This window comes from Bordetella genomosp. 5 (genome assembly GCF_002261475.1).
Classification (GTDB): Bacteria; Pseudomonadota; Gammaproteobacteria; order Burkholderiales; family Burkholderiaceae_B; genus Bordetella.
Genome location: NZ_NEVN01000004.1, coordinates 576,773 through 591,565 on the forward strand (window position 1 = coordinate 576,773; position 14,793 = coordinate 591,565).

At 67.9% G+C, this 14,793-nt stretch carries 14 protein-coding genes and 1 tRNA gene; 7 read left to right on the forward strand and 8 right to left on the reverse strand.

The genetic code is table 11. The features are described from left to right. Positions 1 to 104: 104 nt before the first annotated feature. Complete coding sequence (locus CEK29_RS09105; protein WP_094799267.1) at positions 105 to 872, reverse strand: M48 family metallopeptidase; 768 nt, start codon at positions 870 to 872, stop codon at positions 105 to 107. Positions 873 to 1,209: 337 nt separating this feature from the next. Between CEK29_RS09105 and CEK29_RS09110 the strand changes: the two genes are divergently transcribed. After that, on the forward strand, positions 1,210 to 1,929 hold the full coding sequence (locus tag CEK29_RS09110) for a hypothetical protein (protein WP_094857887.1): 720 nt from the start codon (positions 1,210 to 1,212) through the stop codon (positions 1,927 to 1,929). 162 nt (positions 1,930 to 2,091) lie between these two features. Here the strand turns inward: CEK29_RS09110 and CEK29_RS09115 are convergent, their stop codons facing one another. Continuing rightward, complete coding sequence (locus CEK29_RS09115) at positions 2,092 to 3,033, reverse strand: AraC family transcriptional regulator (RefSeq protein WP_094857888.1); 942 nt, start codon at positions 3,031 to 3,033, stop codon at positions 2,092 to 2,094. Between the two features lie 185 nt (positions 3,034 to 3,218). On the opposite strand from CEK29_RS09115, the gene CEK29_RS09120 reads away from it, so the two are divergent. The 4 genes from CEK29_RS09120 (at position 3,219) to CEK29_RS09135 (ending at position 7,634) form a co-directional block, all read left to right on the forward strand. Next, positions 3,219 to 3,566 carry a carboxymuconolactone decarboxylase family protein gene (locus tag CEK29_RS09120; RefSeq protein ID WP_094799270.1) on the forward strand — a complete coding sequence of 116 codons (348 nt, stop codon included), beginning with the start codon at positions 3,219 to 3,221 and terminating at the stop codon, positions 3,564 to 3,566. A gap of 71 nt (positions 3,567 to 3,637) precedes the next feature. Continuing rightward, complete coding sequence (locus CEK29_RS09125; RefSeq protein ID WP_094799271.1) at positions 3,638 to 4,144, forward strand: sigma-70 family RNA polymerase sigma factor; 507 nt, start codon at positions 3,638 to 3,640, stop codon at positions 4,142 to 4,144. A 17-nt stretch (positions 4,145 to 4,161) separates the two neighbouring features. Continuing rightward, complete coding sequence (locus CEK29_RS09130; protein WP_094857889.1) at positions 4,162 to 5,130, forward strand: DUF4880 domain-containing protein; 969 nt, start codon at positions 4,162 to 4,164, stop codon at positions 5,128 to 5,130. A gap of 83 nt (positions 5,131 to 5,213) precedes the next feature. Beyond that, positions 5,214 to 7,634, forward strand: coding sequence for a TonB-dependent siderophore receptor (locus CEK29_RS09135; protein WP_094857890.1), 2,421 nt, complete (start codon positions 5,214 to 5,216; stop codon positions 7,632 to 7,634). A 436-nt stretch (positions 7,635 to 8,070) separates the two neighbouring features. Here CEK29_RS09135 and CEK29_RS09140 read toward each other — a convergent pair. The 6 genes from CEK29_RS09140 to CEK29_RS09165 all read right to left on the reverse strand — a co-directional run bounded on the left by CEK29_RS09140 (position 8,071) and on the right by CEK29_RS09165 (position 13,477). Next, positions 8,071 to 8,146, reverse strand: a tRNA-Ala gene (locus CEK29_RS09140). Positions 8,147 to 8,209: 63 nt separating this feature from the next. Continuing rightward, a complete protein-coding gene (gene xth, locus CEK29_RS09145; protein ID WP_094857891.1) occupies positions 8,210 to 8,989 on the reverse strand; it encodes an exodeoxyribonuclease III in 780 nt (259 codons plus the stop codon). A gap of 162 nt (positions 8,990 to 9,151) precedes the next feature. Then, positions 9,152 to 9,433, reverse strand: coding sequence for a type II toxin-antitoxin system RelE family toxin (locus tag CEK29_RS09150; protein ID WP_094799275.1), 282 nt, complete (start codon positions 9,431 to 9,433; stop codon positions 9,152 to 9,154). Then, a complete protein-coding gene (locus CEK29_RS09155) occupies positions 9,423 to 9,671 on the reverse strand; it encodes a type II toxin-antitoxin system Phd/YefM family antitoxin (RefSeq protein WP_094857892.1) in 249 nt (82 codons plus the stop codon). The genes CEK29_RS09150 and CEK29_RS09155 overlap by 11 nt, the downstream gene beginning before the upstream one ends. A gap of 239 nt (positions 9,672 to 9,910) precedes the next feature. After that, on the reverse strand, positions 9,911 to 10,825 hold the full coding sequence (locus CEK29_RS09160; protein ID WP_094799277.1) for a LysR family transcriptional regulator: 915 nt from the start codon (positions 10,823 to 10,825) through the stop codon (positions 9,911 to 9,913). A gap of 135 nt (positions 10,826 to 10,960) precedes the next feature. Continuing rightward, positions 10,961 to 13,477: a heavy metal translocating P-type ATPase gene (locus CEK29_RS09165; RefSeq protein WP_094857893.1), complete on the reverse strand. Its 2,517-nt coding sequence runs from the start codon at positions 13,475 to 13,477 to the stop codon at positions 10,961 to 10,963. 145 nt (positions 13,478 to 13,622) lie between these two features. Here CEK29_RS09165 and cadR point away from each other — a divergent pair, with 145 nt between their 5' ends. Together cadR and CEK29_RS09175 are read left to right on the forward strand one after the other, a co-directional pair. Further along, a complete protein-coding gene (gene cadR, locus CEK29_RS09170; protein WP_094799279.1) occupies positions 13,623 to 14,057 on the forward strand; it encodes a Cd(II)/Pb(II)-responsive transcriptional regulator in 435 nt (144 codons plus the stop codon). A gap of 110 nt (positions 14,058 to 14,167) precedes the next feature. Next, positions 14,168 to 14,752: a nitroreductase family protein gene (locus tag CEK29_RS09175; protein ID WP_094799280.1), complete on the forward strand. Its 585-nt coding sequence runs from the start codon at positions 14,168 to 14,170 to the stop codon at positions 14,750 to 14,752. The last annotated feature ends 41 nt before the right edge of the window (positions 14,753 to 14,793 follow it).

Consider the following 14,793-nt stretch of genomic DNA (forward strand, 5'->3'; position numbering starts at 1 on the left):
GGGGGCTTTTTTTCTTGGGACGGCCCGGCTAAAAAAAAACCGGGAGCCCGCAGGGGCTCCCGGTTGCGTCTGCAAAGCCGCCAGCGTGAGCCGGCGGCCGTCGATCACTTGCCGTTTTGCAGGCGCTTTTGCAGGCGCGCGGCGCGGTCCGGCGAGGACGGGTGCGAGCTGAACATGCTGCTTTCGCCGCCGTCGAGCTTGGCCAGCTTTTCGAAGGCCGTGATCAGGCCCTTGCGGTTCATCTTCTTTTCGGTCAGCAGGTCGAACGAGTAATCGTCGGCCGCGGTCTCCTGCGATTGCGAGAACTGGGCGTTGACCAGCTTTTCGGTCATCTCGCCGAGTTGCGACGACGACAGGGCCGAGACGGCGCTGTTGCCGGCCGAGGTGGCGGCGCCGCGGGCAGCGCTCACCGCGTAGGCGGTCTGCATGGCCTTCTTGCTGTGACCCAGGGCGACGTGGCCCATTTCGTGGCCGATGACGCCGCGCAGTTCGTCGTCGTTCATCATGTCCATCAGGCCGCTGTAGACGCGCACGCAACCGTTGCCCATGGCCCAGGCGTTCACGTCCTTGGTCATGTAGACCTTGTAGTTGATCTTCTGGCCATTCAGATCCATGTTGCCGAAGCCGCGCATCAGCGTGTTCAGGCGCTTCGTGTACTTGCTGTTGGCCGGGGCGATTTTTTCCTGCGAATCGCTTTCTTTGCAGGCTGCGTCAGAGAGTTGGACGATGTCCGCATCCGTCAGGCTCATTGCCTTCGCCATGTCGCTACCGGCGGACATCAGGCCGTCGGTGTTCATGCTGCTCAGGTTTGCGCAACCGGCGAGCAGAAGGCTGGCCGTCAGTGCGGAGAGCAGAGCGGTTTGCTTTTTCATTCTGGATTTTTCCTCTTTCTCGTGAAACAGATTAGGCACACCCCATATCGGTATAGGAGTGGATGTGCCACAGGCGATTGAAAGCTTCGCGGCCTAAACTGTAATGAGGGCCGCGCGGGGGCGTGGTTTGGGTGCTTATCAAATCGCTACAAATAATTAGCGGGCGCCCAAAATGTGGGAATCAGACATGTCGTTCGCGTCCACGCGCGAGCGGCTGGCGTGCATGACGCCGCGATTGACTCGAGTCGACAAACCCTCGCGCAGCATGTCCGCGGCAAGCACCCGCGCGCATGTGCCGGCCCCTTGACGAAACCCATCTACGCCAAGGAGACCCGCCGTGAGCAATGTTTATATCGATAAGCGGCTCGATACCTCCGCGCGCTTGTATTGCCGCATGAACTTCCGCGAGCTGATGGAACTGCTCGAGTTCGAGCAGGTGCGTTTTCATGGACGCAACACGGTCTGGCCCGCGAGCCAGACCTTGTCGGCCGGCCTCGCCTGTGGGCAGGCCGTGCAAGTGCCCGCGGTCTGGCGCGAACGTCTGGTGCCATGGCGCGGCCAGGCCGATCTCGACGGCGCGCAGGCCCTGATCGGCATGCAGCGTTGGTTTCTCGGCGGCGAAGCCAACGCCGCCGCCACCTCGTCGGACGCCGCGCCCGAAGGCACGGTCATCGTGCAGTCATCGGTATCGGCCATTACCGAAGCGGCCCTGGGTGCCGAAGGCGTACGCCTCGTCATCGCACCGGTCCGCTATGCCGCGCCCAACATGCTGCGCAACGGCATCCGCCGCCTCCCCGATCTGCTGACGGGCCCGGCCCAGCGGCGCCGCGATCGCGAAGCGCGCGTGGTGGCGATTCAGGAAACCGAGCCCGCGCCCGAAGCGCTGCACCTGCCGCCCGGCGAACCCGCGCCCGCGCGAGTCAGGCGCGCGTTGACCTTCGATCTGCGCACCATGATCCAGGGCGTGGCCGTGTTGCGCGATGCGCCCGCGCACTTCCACGATCTCGTCAGTCGCGTGGTGCAGACCCGCGTGTGGGTGGGCGTGGGCAGGCTGTAGGAAAGCAGCGGGCGCGCGCCTGGGCGTGTAGCAGGCGCGTGCATCAGGTGCCCGCAGCAGGCGCGTGCAGCAGACGCGTGCAACCGGCGCACGCAGCAGGCGCGTGCAACAGGCGCGTGCAACAGGCGCGCGCAGCAGGCGTGTGCATCAGTTGCCCGCGAATCAACCCTGCGCGCGAGCGCGCCGCCAGCGTCCGGGCGGCTCGCCCAGCACGGCCTGGAACGCCTTGCCGAAAGCCGCTTCGGAACGATAGCCCACGGCGTCGGCCACGTCGGCGACCGATCGGCGCGGGTCCTGCAGGAGTTCGCAGGCCTGCATCATGCGCAGCCGCGACACCAGTGCGCCCGCCGCCGTTCCCGCCACCGCCTGCACTTGCCGTGCATAAGTGGCGCGCGACATCGCGGCGCGCTCGGCCAGCGTATCGAGCGTCCAGTCCGCCCCCGGTTCGCGCAGCAGTGCCTGAATCGACGGGGCGAGCCGCGCGTCGGCCAGAAGCCGCAGCATGCCGGGCGGGGCATGTGCCGCGCGGCCATGCGCGCGCAGCGCAAGCGCCAGCAGGGCCTGACCCAACGCGTTGATCAAGGCATGCGCGCCGGGCCGCGCGGTGGCCGACTCGGCGCGCAGCAGCGCGATGAGCGCATCCAGCGGCGGGCTCTCCGTCGCCGCGGCAAGCGTGGCGTGCAACACCGGCGGCAGCACCTGCGTGAGCAGCGCGCCGGCGCCGGGGGGATGCACATAGCGGCCACAGACCAGATCCACGCTGGCGCGGGCCTGCGTGCCCAGGTTGCTGACCAACGGCAGCGTCGCATGCTCGCCGGGCGTGCTGCGTGTGAGGGCGCGGCCGGCGCTGCGAACGCGCGCGGCGCCGCTATGGGCCATCGTGTGCGCCTGCCCGTGGCTGATCAGCACGAAGTCACCGGCCTGCATGGGGATCTCGCCCGAAGCCGTTCGCACCGTGCACTGGCCCGAGAGCAGCAGGTGAAAGGGCAGCTCGTTGGTGGGCATGGCGTCGTGCGGCATGACGAACGGGCCGTCCAGCAGGCAGCGCACGTCCATGCGCGCTTCGAAACGGCCCAGCGTCAGCAGCTGGCTCAGTGCATCCATGTTCTTGTCTCCTTCCCGCGTCCGGACCTCGGGCTTGAGACGAATTCGCTAGAGAATGAGGATTCTAAGTCTTAAAGGCGCGTGCCGTCGGGCGCAGAATGACTCCATCACCTCGCCGGCACGAGCCGGCGGGACACCTCGAATCCCACCGGCCATGACGGCCGGTCTCATGAAGGAGCCTCACCATGCTGGACTGGAACGACTATCGCAAACAACTCGGCGGCCGCATCGGCGAACTCGGCAAGCTCACGCCGGACACGCTGGCCGGCTACCAGACGATCGCGCGCGCCGGCGAAAAAACCGGCCACCTCGACGCCAAGACGCGTGAGCTGATCGCGCTCGCCGTGGCCGTGACCACGCGTTGCGATGGCTGCATCGCCGTGCATGCGGCGGCGGCCGACAAGGCGGGCGCGACGCGCGAAGAAGTCGCCGAGGCGCTCGGCGTGGCCGTCGCGCTGAACGCGGGCGCCGCCATGGTGTACTCGGCGCGCGTGATGGACGCGCTGGCGGAACTGCCGCCCAAACAGGGCTGACGCTCGCCGCCCCGGCTTGCCTCTATAATGGTAATTATTATCAATTACAGGGCCCGGGGCCCGCGTGCGGGATGTCTTCCGATCTCACCGATCGTTCGCTGCATACGCTCTTCAAAGAGAACCATCGGTGGCTGACCTCGCGCCTGCTGCGGCACGTGCGCGACCACGGCGAGGCCGAGGATCTGTGCAGCGATACCTTCACCGAGCTGCTGTTCCGCAAGACCGATCTTTCGGTCATCCAGCATCCCCGCGCCTTTTTGATGCGCATCGGCCAGCGGCTGGTGTATCGGCGCTACCGTGAGCGCGAGCTGGAGCGGGCCTGCCTCGATACGCTGGCCCAACTCGCACCCGAGGTCGCGCCTTCGGCCGAAGACGTGACCTTGATGATCGATGCGATTCAGCGTCTGGACCATGCCTTGCACGGCCTGTCGGCGCCCGCGCGCGCGGCGTTTTTTCACAGCCAGGTCGACGGTCTGAGCTATGACGAAATCGCGCAGCGCCTGCAGGTGTCGTTTCGCACCGTGGTGCGGTACATGAAGCAGGCCCTGCAGTGCTGCGAAAAGAACGGTCTTTTCTGAGCGGGGCCCCGGACACCATGGAACGCGCAATCGATCAGGCAATGGACTGGATGGCGCTCTTGAGCTCCGGCCGGGCCACCACCAAGGACCAGGCCCGCTTCGATGCCTGGCTGGCCGCATCTCCCACGCATGAATCAGCCTGGCAGCGCCTGCAAAAAGGGCTGGCCACGCCGTTGCACGCCATCGCCGCGGTGGATGGGCGCCTGCCGGGCCGCGAGCAGGCGGCATTGCGGCAGATGCTGCGTCAGCCGGCGCGCCGCTCCGCGCTCAAGTCGCTGTTGCTGCTGGCCGGCGTGGGGGCAGGCGCGTGGGGTACTGATCGTGTCGTGCCTCTGGGAACGCTGGCGGCTGACATGGCCACGCGTACGGCGCAACGCAAGTCGTTCGACCTGCCGGATGGCAGCCATCTGATGCTCAACGCCCGGTCCGCGGCCGACGTGCGGTTTGATGCCACGCATCGGCAGGTCAGGCTGCGCGGCGGCGATGTGATCGCCGAGGTGGCGCCGGCCGCTCGCGAGGCCTGGCCCGCGTTCGAGCTCATCGCTGGAGACGTGCGCGTGCAGGCCGCGCAGGGGCGCTTCGTGGCGAGCCGGCTCGACGCCGCAGTGCGCATCTTTGCGCTGCGCGATGCCGTGGAGGTCGCATGGCGCGGCACCGCGGCGCATCGCGTGGAGCAGGGCGAAGGGCTGCTGATGGGCGAGGACGGCCATGCCCTGGCGTTGCGAGGAGCGGTCACCGGTGCGGAATGGGAATCGGGCTATCTCTCGGCGGCGCCTTTGCCGCTGGGCGAAGTCGTGGCCGCGCTGCGCCGCTACACCCCCGGCATTTTGCGTGTCTCGCCCGCCGCGGCGCGTCTGCCCGTGCACGCGAGCCTGCCGCTCAACGATGTACCGCGCGCCCTCGATGCGCTGGCCGACACCCTGCCCATCCAGATCCAGAGGATCGGGCCGTGGTGGATCACCATCGATCTCGCGGCAGCGGCTTGAATGTAACTTTTTGAAAATGCCTGTCCAGTGCGCCTGATGGTTTTGCACTCCATCAGGAACGCAACGCGACAGGAGTTTTCTTCATGCATTACCGGATTGCCCCGATCCTGGCCATCGTGGCCACGGGGGCGCTGCCCTGGCAGGCCCCGCTGGCCCAGACCCTTCCCGCCGATACACGAACGACCGAAGCTGACGCGGCCCGGCCTGACGCGGCCCGGCCTGACGCGGCCCGGCCCTATGTGATCGCGCCGGGGGCGTTGGGCGATGTGCTCAACGCCATCGTCAACGGCAGCGGTCTGGCGCTCGCGGTGCCGGCGCAGCTCGTCGAGGGGCGCCAGAGTCCGGGCGTGAACATCACCGCCACGCCGGCAGAGGCCCTGCGGGCCGCGCTGCGGGGCACCGGTCTGGAGCTTGTCCATACGCCGAGCGGGGCGCTGAGCCTGCGCGCGCTGCCGTCCGCCGCCGGTTCGCCCGCCGCGGAATTGGCGCCGGTCGTGGTGTCCGGCCGCTGGAATGATCCGGTCAGCGAAGGCACGGGCGAGTACACGGCGCGTGCCGTGTCGATCGGCAAGGAAGAGGTGCCGCTGAAGGAAATTCCGCAGTCGGTCTCGGTACTCACACGCGCCAACCTCGATGACCGCAACGCCGTGTCGCTGGGCGACGCGATGGAGCATGTCACGGGCATCCGGGTGTTCGCCACATCCACCGGCGTGGTCAATCTGCGCTCGCGGGGGTTCCGGCTGAACAACTATCTGGTCGACGGGATGCCATTGCGTGGCGGTCAGGGCATGTGGGGCAGCGCGCTGCTCGACATGGGCCTGTATGACCGCGTGGAAGTCTGGCGCGGCCCCGCGGGCCTGCTCGAGGGCGCGGGCGAGCCCAGCGGCACGATCAACCTGGCGCGCAAGCGTGCGCATGCCGAGACGCGCATCGCCGGCGCGGCGATGGTCGGCAGCTGGGACCGCTATCGCGGCGAGCTCGATCTGACCAGCGGCCTGAACGCCGACGGTTCGCTGCGCGGGCGCATCGTGGCGATCCACGATCAAGGCCGCAGCTTTGTCGACGAGGTGAGTCAGCGCACCCAGACGGTGTACGCCACGCTCGAGTACGACTTCACCCCGTCCACCACCTTGTCGGCAGGGATGACGCAGCAGCGTGGCGAGTCGGTGGCATTCGCCGGCCTGCCGCTGATCGCGGGCGGCCGCACGCCGGACTACTCGCGTTCGACCTTCCTGGGATCGCGCCATGGCGTGAAGGAAGACCGTGGCCACAGCGCGTTTGTCGAGCTCGATCATCGTTTCGAGAGTGGCGCACGGTGGCGCACCACCGCCAACCAGTACGTGACACGCAACAGCATGGACCGCTTCATCTCGAACAGCATGGTCAATCCTGTCACGCGCGAGTTCGACCTCGAGGGCGCTTGGCAGAAGTCCACCCAGATCAATCGCGGCCTCGACACCTTTGTGACCCAGCCGTTCGAAGCCTGGGGCCGCACGCATTCGTTCACAGTGGGCGCCAATCTGCAGGAGTTCAAGGGCGGGCAGATCCAGGAGCGCTATCGCATCTGGCGCCAGAACGTGGACACGCCCGACAATGATCTGCACTTGCCCGACAATGACCTCGGCGATCCGCCCGAGCCGCGCACGCTGGAATACGGCACGTACGCATCCACGCGCATCAAGCCGATGCAGGATCTCACCGTGCTGGTCGGCGGCCGGCTCGCCTGGTGGAAGTCGCGCGATCCCGACGCGCCGCAAAACGATCAGAGCATCAACGCGCGTTTCGTGCCGAACGTCGGCGCAATCTACGATCTGACCAGCCAGGTATCGGCCTACGCCAGCTACAACCGGATTTTCGCGCCGCAAACGGAACGCGCGCTGGGCGACACGTTCCTGTCGCCCCGCACCGGCGCGCAGGTCGAACTGGGTCTGAAGGGCGCGTTTCTCGATGATCGGCTGAATGCGCACGTCGCGGTGTTCCGCATCGATGACAAGGGCAGGGCGGTCGATGACCCGCTGAACGAAGACTATTCGATCGCGGCGGGCAAGGTGCGCAGCCAGGGTTTCGAGGCCGAGCTCACGGGCCGCGTCACGCCGCGCTGGGACATCACCACCGGCTACGCCTACACCCAGACCAAGCATCGCGACGGCCTGCCCGAGGTGGTCGGCACTGCCTTCGACTCGACTTTTCCGCGTCATCAGTTCCACCTCTGGACGCGCTACCGTTTCTCGGATCAGCTGGCGCACGGCGCGTTCGTGGGCATGGGCATGCGCACGTCGAGCGCCACGTATGCCGACTACGGCAACGTTCGCTGGCGCCAGGGCGGCCACTCGGTCTTCACGGTGCAGGCGGGGTACGCCTGGAGCGAGCGTCTCTCGGCCACGCTCACCGTGAACAATGTATTCGACAAGCGCTACTTCGAACGCTATGCCGGCGGGTCGGCGCGCCAGACCTACTACGGCGAGCCCGCCAACGTGATGCTGACGGTGCGCGCGCAGTATTGAGAAAGTGAGCGAGCCGGGGGCAGCCGTGTCAGGTGGAGCCTGCCCGCCGCGCGCTCAACCTCACGCGCGATCTCAAGCGCAAGGGACATCCGCGTCCGCTCGTTCGGGCCGGCGTCCCTGGTAGACCCAGATTGGCCCGAGGGGGAATGCCAGCCGGCCCAGCGCCTGCACCTGCTGCAGGCCGGCGGCCAGTATCGCCGCCGGAATCTCGCCTGCCCGCGGCAGCACGTTGCCGCGCTCGACCTGCTCGAGGCGGGAAAACGCGTGTCCACCGTGACCCACAAGGTGGGCTACCCGCACCTGGGCAGCTTCACCGCCTACGGCCATTCGCCCAAGTCGATGCGGATGCGGTGAACCCGGAGCGCGGGGCGCGGCGGCAAATGCCATCAACCAAAGAAAAAGGCCTCCGACGAATCGGAGGCCTTTTTGCTGAATTTGGTGGAGCGGAGGAGGATCGAACTCCCGACCTTCGCATTGCGAACGCGACGCTCTCCCAGCTGAGCTACCGCCCCAAATCAAGCAAGAGCAAAACTATACCCGAAAATTTTCCGGGCGTGTAGCGGCTCGTGGGGTGCTCAGAATTTGAGCGTGGCCGTTACCGGCGCGTGGTCGGAGGGCTGTTCGTTGGCCCGCATGGCCCGGTCGATGACCACCGACGTGCAGGCGTCGCGCAGCGGATCGGAGAGCAGCACGTGATCGATGCGCAGGCCGGCGTTGCGGCGGAAGGCGAACTGCCGGTAATCCCACCAGGTGAACGATTTTTCGGGCTGATCGAAGAGCCGGAACGAGTCGGCCAGGCCCAGATCCAGCAGGGCGCGGAAGGCCGCGCGCTCGGGCTCGGACACGAGCACCTGGCCTTCCCATTTTTCGGGGTTGTGCACGTCGGCGTCGGCGGGGGCGACGTTGTAGTCGCCCAGCAGCGCCAGGCGCGGGTAGGTGCGCATCTCTTCCTCGACCCAGTGCCGCAGCTTGCCGAACCATTCCAGCTTGTAGGCGTATTTGTCGCTGCCCACGGACTGGCCGTTGGGACAGTAGGCGCAGATCACCCGCACGTCGCCGGCCGGCGAGGGCAGGGTGACGGCCAGGATGCGCTGCTGCGGATCGTCGTAGCCGGGGATGTTGCGCGTGAGGGCGAAGCCCGGCTCGCGCGACAGAATCGCCACGCCGTTATACGTTTTCTGGCCCGCCCACGCCGCGTGATAGCCGAGCTGCGTAAAGGCCTCGACCGGAAACTTGTCGTCGGTGAGCTTGAGCTCCTGGATGCACAGCGCGTCGACCGGATTGGCCTCGAGCCAAGCGAGTACCTGTGGCAGGCGGACATTCAGGGAATTGACGTTCCAGGTGGTTAACTGCATGGCGTTCGGTGTTCTTTATGGTTTGTCGGCGCGCGGCAAGCCGGTTCGGGCGTTGGCCGCGGGCGGCGGCGGATCGCATGGCCGGGCCAGGGCGCCGCGGGCGATCCCGGGTCGGCACATGATACCGCGCGGGATGGGACAGGCCGCCGTTCGCGGGCGTGCCTAGCGACGCGCCGCCGCTCTATACACCGCGTCGCGGTCTCGCTTGCCGACCGCGACCACCAGCACCACCAGTGCGCCGTCGCGCACTTCGTAGACCAGCCGATAGCCCTCGCTCCGGAGCTTGATCTTGTATCGGTCGGGATGGCCCGCCAGTTTTGCGGGCGGCACCCGTGGATTCAGGAGGCGTTCCAGCAGCTTGTTTTTGAAGTGCGCTCGCACGGTGGCGTCGAGATCGTGCCATTCCTTCCAGGCCGCGGCTTTAAACCTCAGCCTATAGCTCATCGGGCGACACCTCGATCTCGCGGTCGTCGCGGCGCGCGTCGGCGGTCGCGTTCAGTTGGAGATCTTCGAGGCGATCGAGCAGTGCCTCATAGGCCTGCGCGGGGATGCAGTAAAAGGCGGGCTCGTTGCGGTTGAGGATCGCCACGGGAAACCCGCCGCCCGCCGCGACGGTGCCCATCGGGTCGCGTTTCAGATCTGTGACGCTCGCGGCAATCTCAGCGAGGATGACGTGGGCCATGGCGAACTCCCGGGGCGGCTTGAGCGCAATTAGTGGTGCCATCAATGGTACTCCTATGGATACGTAAGAAGGCACCTCCCCGAGCTAAGCTCAGACTGATGCGCGCCCGCGCCTGCCGCCGGCGTACAGCATTGGACCCGATGGAACGCAACGGGAGAGCGCGTGTGCACGGAATGCGCACAGCGGGTTCGTACCAGCGGAGGTCGACGCCCCAGGGCGGGGCGCCGCGTTGACCGATCTCAGTCTCCGATCTGCTCGAAGCGTTCGGCCATGAAGTCGATCAGCGTGCGCACCGAGGGCAGCAGGCCGCGGCGGGAGGCGAAGACGGCGTGCACGATTTCGCGGCGGGGCGCCCAACCCGGCAGCAGATGCACCAGTTCGCCGCGGGCGAGCTGTTCGTGCACGATCATGTTGGGCAGCTGCACCACGCCCACGCCGGCCAGCGCCGATGCGCGCAGGGCGAGCATGGAGCGGGTGATGAGGCGCGGGCGATGCGGCACCGTGGCCGTCTGGCCGTCGGGGCCGATCAGGTGCCAGGCTTGCTCGGCCTGCGCCGCGCCGAGGCCGAGCGCGAGGCTGGGCAGGCGGGTGAGGTCCAGCGGCGAGGTGAAGGGCTCGGCGCCGATCTGCTTGAGCAATGTGGGGCTGGCCACCAGGCATTGGCCGCGTTCGGACAGGATGCGCAGCACCAGATCGCTGTCTTGCAGCGGGCCGGGCCGCACGCGCAGCGCGACGTCGATGCCTTCGCCGACCACGTCGACCTGGCGGTTGGTGTCTTCGAGATGCACATGCACCAAGGGGTGCGCGACCATGAAGTCGGCCACCATCGCGCCCACCTGCGCTTCGAGCAGCGCCACGGGGCAGGTCATGCGCACCACGCCGCGAGGTTCGGCCCGGTTGACCGCGATGGCCTCGTCGGCCGCCTCGGCTTCGACCAGCATGGCGCGGCAGTGGCCGTAATACGTCTGGCCGATGTCGGTGACCGTGAAGCGCCGCGTGGAGCGCTGGATCAGGCGGGTGCCCAGGCGCTCTTCGAGCAGCGCGATGCGGCGGCTGAGCTTGGACTTGGGGATGCCCAGGGCGCGGCCGGCCGGCGCGAAGCCGGCGTGGTCCACCACTTGAACGAAGTAATAAAGGTCGTTGAGGTCTTGCATCCGGTGGACCCGCGTGCGGCGCGGTCAGGAAGGTAGGCGAGAATGAACCGCACTATATCGCAGCCGGTGCGCGGCGCGGGCGCAGGGTGGCCTCTGGGCCGTTGACGCGGTCTCGTCTTCCGGCCACGACGCCCATCAGCGCCCCGCGCGCAGCAGCCTCAGCCCGTTGGCCACCACCAGCAGGCTGGCGCCCACATCCGCGAACACGGCCATCCACAGGGTGGCGTGGCCGGTGACGGCCAGCGCCAGGAACACGGCCTTGATGCCGAGCGCGAGGATGATGTTCTGCATCAGCACGCGGTGCGTCGCGCGCGACAGGCGCACGAAGGTGCCGACCTTGCGCAGGTCGTCGTCCATCAACGCGACGTCGGCCGTCTCGATCGCGGTGCCGGTGCCGGCCGCGCCCATGGCGAAGCCGATGTCGGCGCGCGCCAGCGCCGGCGCGTCGTTGATGCCATCGCCCACCATGCCGACCTGGCCTTCGCGGCCCAGGGCGCCTTCGATCTGAGCCAGCTTGTCCTCGGGCAGCATGTCGGCGCGCACCTCGTCGATGCCGAGTTCGGCGCCGATGCGCGTGGCGACGCGGGCGTTGTCGCCGGTGAGCATCAGCGTCTTCACGCCGAGCGCGTGCAGGTCGGCGATGGCCGCCGCGCTGGTCGGCTTGAGCATGTCGGCCACGCTGGCCAGCACCAGCACGCGCTGCCCATCCGCCAGCGCGATGGCGGTGGCGCCGGCGTTCTCGGCCTCGTCGATGTAGCGCTCGGCCGCGTCGGTGAGCACGCCGAGCTCGGCCATGAGACGGCGGTTGCCCAGGTGATAACGCACGCCGGCGATCGTGCCGGCCACGCCGCGACCGGCCAGGGCCTCGACGTCCTGCACCTCCAGACGCGTGGCGGCATCGGCCGTGTCGGCCTGGACCAGCGCCCGCGATACGGGGTGATCCGAACGCGCGGCCAGGCTCACCGCGATGCGCGCGGCATCGGCGTGATCCTGCGGCGCCACGACGGTCAGGTCGCGCTGTACCGGCCGGCCCTGGGTCAGCGTGCCGGTCTTGTCGAGCGCCAGCCGGCGCAGCTTGCGGCCTTCTTCGAGGTAGACCCCGCCTTTGATCAGGATGCCGCGGCGCGCGGCGGCCGTGAGACCGCTCACCACGCTTACCGGCGTCGAAATCACGAGTGCGCAGGGGCAGGCGATGATCAGCAACGCGAGTGCGCGATAGATCGAATCGAGCCAGCCGTGGTCGAGCAGCAGCGGCGGCACCAGCGCCACCAGCGCCGCCAGCACCACCACGGTGGGGGTGTAGACCCGCGAGAAACGGTCGATGAATCGCTGGGTGGGCGCCCGCGCGGCCTGGGCCTGCTCGACCGCATGAATGATGCGATCGAGCGTGGTGTTGCCCGCGGCGGCCGTCACCTGGTAGTCGAACGAGCCGGAGGCGTTGACCGTGCCGGCATACACCGCGTCGCCCGGCGCCTTGTCGACCGGAATGCTCTCGCCGGTGATAGGCGCCTGGTCGACCGTTGAGCGGCCTTCGGCGACCTCGCCGTCGGCCGCGATGCGCTCGCCCGGACGCACGCGCACCCGGTCGCCGATGCGCAGCGCCGAGGCGGGCACATCGCGCCACTGGCCATCCGGCTGGCGCACATGCGCCGTCTGCGGCGCGAGATCCATCAGGCCGCGCACGGCATTGCGTGCGCGGTCCAGCGCGCGGCCTTCGATCAGCTCCGCCACATTGAAGAGGAACATGACCATGGCCGCCTCGGGCCATTGGCCGATCAGTACCGCGCCGGTGACGGCGATGCTCATCAGCGCGTTGATATTGAGATTGCCGTTGCGCACGGCAATCCAGCCCTTGCGGTAGGTCGTCAGGCCGCAGGCGGCAATGGCGGCCAGCGCGAGCACGGCCGTAACGCCGGACGGCAGGCCGGCAAAGTGCGCGGCCTCGGCCGCCACGGCGAGCACGCCGCCCGCCGCGAGCCAGCGCCATGCGCCGGACGGCGCGGGCTCCGCCGCGCGCGCGGGCGCATCTTCCGCCAGCAATTCCGGCGTCATGCCCAGCGACTTGATGGCGGCCAGCACGCGATCCAGCGCCGCTTCGGCATGCACCACGGTCAGAATCCGCTGCATCAGATTGAAGTCCAGCGCGTGCACGCCGTCCATGCCGCCCAGCTTCTTGCGGATCAGGGTTTCTTCCGTGGGGCAGTCCATCTGCCCGATGCGCACGCGCGCCACCGCCTGGCCCGGGCCGGCCTGGAGCGCGGCGGCGGGGGCGGCGGCCACGGCGGCCGGGGCGCAGCAGCCGCCATGCCGATGCGCGGCAGGGTCGGCGTGCGCGCGGGAGCCGTCCTGACCATAGTCGGGTTCAGCCGCGTGCTCGTGCCGGTGCGCATGACCGTGCTCGGGATCAGGCGCGTGCGCGTGCCGGTGCGCATGACCCTGTTCGTCGTCATGGGTGTGGCCGTGCCCGTGCGCATGATCGTGACCGCAGGTGGCCGCGTGGTCGTGGTCGTGCCCGTGCGCATCGCGGGCGTGGTCCTGGGCATGGCCCGCGCGATCACGGTCGTGCGCCTGACCGGCGTGATCGCGGTCGGCGCCGGAGCGGGGTGCGGCGCCGGACAGCGGCGCCGTAGCGGATTCGGAAAATCGGGACATATCGCATTCCACGGCAGCGTCTCCAACGAGACGGGGGCCGTCCTGTTGGGGACCGGCCGGGTATGGTGCGATTCAACACCCTGGAGTTACTATAGGGTCAAGCGGGGCGCCGATATTGCGGCGCCCGGCATTCGAGGGAGGTCCCATGAAGATCGGTGAACTCGCCAAGGCGGCCGGCACGACGGTCGAGACGGTGCGCTATTACGAGAAGGAAGGGCTGTTGCCGGCACCCGAGCGCGGCCTGAACAACTACCGTAGCTATGGCCAAGTGCATCTCGACCGGCTGCGCCTGATCCGCAATTGCCGCGCGCTCGACATGACGCAGGACGAGATCCGGCAGATCCTGACGCTGGCCGACAATCACACGACGGGGTGCGGGCCGATCAACGAGCTGTTCGACGAGCACATCGCTCACGTCGACGAACGCATCGCCGAGCTCACGCAGTTGAAAGCCCAGCTCGATGAGCTGCGGCAGCGTTGCCTGTCGGCCCATCCGGACGCCGAAGACTGCGGCATTCTGCACGGGCTGTCCGAGATGCAGGTGGAAGAGCGGCCCGAGCGGCACACCCACCTGGGTTGAACAGCCCGACTCCGTTCGAAGTCCCTGTCACCGGGCGGGACTTGTCCGCGCCGGGCACATGCCTGGCGTAATATGAGAATCTATCTTTTTTGCATTTGGCTCTGTCACCCATGTCCTTGACCGATACCGTTTCCCCGCTCCACGCCCTGAGCAGCCGCCGTTCGATGAAATTCCTGCGTGCGCCGGCGCCCAAGCCCGACGAGCTCGAACAGATTCTGCAGGCCGCCATGAGCGCGCCGGACCACGGCGCGCTGCGGCCGTGGCGCTTCAAGATCATCCGCGGCGAGAACATCGCCAAGCTGGCGGACATGGCGCTCGACGCGGTCAAGCGCAGCGGCGATCCGCGCATGACGCCCGAGAAAGAGAAGTCGGTGCGCGAGTGGATGGCGAGCGTGCCGCTCTTCCTGGCCCTGGCCGCCAAGATCGAAGACGGCAAGATCCAGGAGCAGGAGCAGATCCTGGCGGCCGGTACCGCCGTGATGAACATCCTGAACGCGGTCCATATGCTGGGCTACGGCGCGTTCTGGAGCACGGGCCTGGGCACCTATGTCGAAGAAGTGCAGGAAAAGCTCGGCTTCGATTCGCTGGATCACCGTTTCCTGGGCTTTTTGGCGATCGGCACGCCCGGTTGCGAGGTGCCGAAGATCGAGCGCCCGGATTTCCGCAAGTTCACCAGCGAGTGGACCGGCGTCTGAGTCGGTAGCGGCCCGGCCCGGTCGGGCCCGGTCAGGCCCGG

Bases quoted from the DNA above. Each gene is read 5' to 3' on its own strand.
- CEK29_RS09120 (WP_094799270.1), top strand. From the start codon at position 3,219: ATGCTGGACTGGAACGACTATCGCAAACAACTCGGCGGCCGCATCGGC.
- CEK29_RS09155 (WP_094857892.1), bottom strand. From the start codon at position 9,671: ATGGCCCACGTCATCCTCGCTGAGATTGCCGCGAGCGTCACAGATCTG.
- CEK29_RS09105 (WP_094799267.1), bottom strand. From the start codon at position 872: ATGAAAAAGCAAACCGCTCTGCTCTCCGCACTGACGGCCAGCCTTCTG.
- CEK29_RS09130 (WP_094857889.1), top strand. From the start codon at position 4,162: ATGGAACGCGCAATCGATCAGGCAATGGACTGGATGGCGCTCTTGAGC.
- CEK29_RS09125 (WP_094799271.1), top strand. From the start codon at position 3,638: ATGTCTTCCGATCTCACCGATCGTTCGCTGCATACGCTCTTCAAAGAG.
- xth (WP_094857891.1), bottom strand. From the start codon at position 8,989: ATGCAGTTAACCACCTGGAACGTCAATTCCCTGAATGTCCGCCTGCCA.
- CEK29_RS09150 (WP_094799275.1), bottom strand. From the start codon at position 9,433: ATGAGCTATAGGCTGAGGTTTAAAGCCGCGGCCTGGAAGGAATGGCAC.
- CEK29_RS09160 (WP_094799277.1), bottom strand. From the start codon at position 10,825: ATGCAAGACCTCAACGACCTTTATTACTTCGTTCAAGTGGTGGACCAC.
- CEK29_RS09115 (WP_094857888.1), bottom strand. From the start codon at position 3,033: ATGGATGCACTGAGCCAGCTGCTGACGCTGGGCCGTTTCGAAGCGCGC.
- CEK29_RS09165 (WP_094857893.1), bottom strand. From the start codon at position 13,477: ATGTCCCGATTTTCCGAATCCGCTACGGCGCCGCTGTCCGGCGCCGCA.
- CEK29_RS09135 (WP_094857890.1), top strand. From the start codon at position 5,214: ATGCATTACCGGATTGCCCCGATCCTGGCCATCGTGGCCACGGGGGCG.
- cadR (WP_094799279.1), top strand. From the start codon at position 13,623: ATGAAGATCGGTGAACTCGCCAAGGCGGCCGGCACGACGGTCGAGACG.
- CEK29_RS09175 (WP_094799280.1), top strand. From the start codon at position 14,168: ATGTCCTTGACCGATACCGTTTCCCCGCTCCACGCCCTGAGCAGCCGC.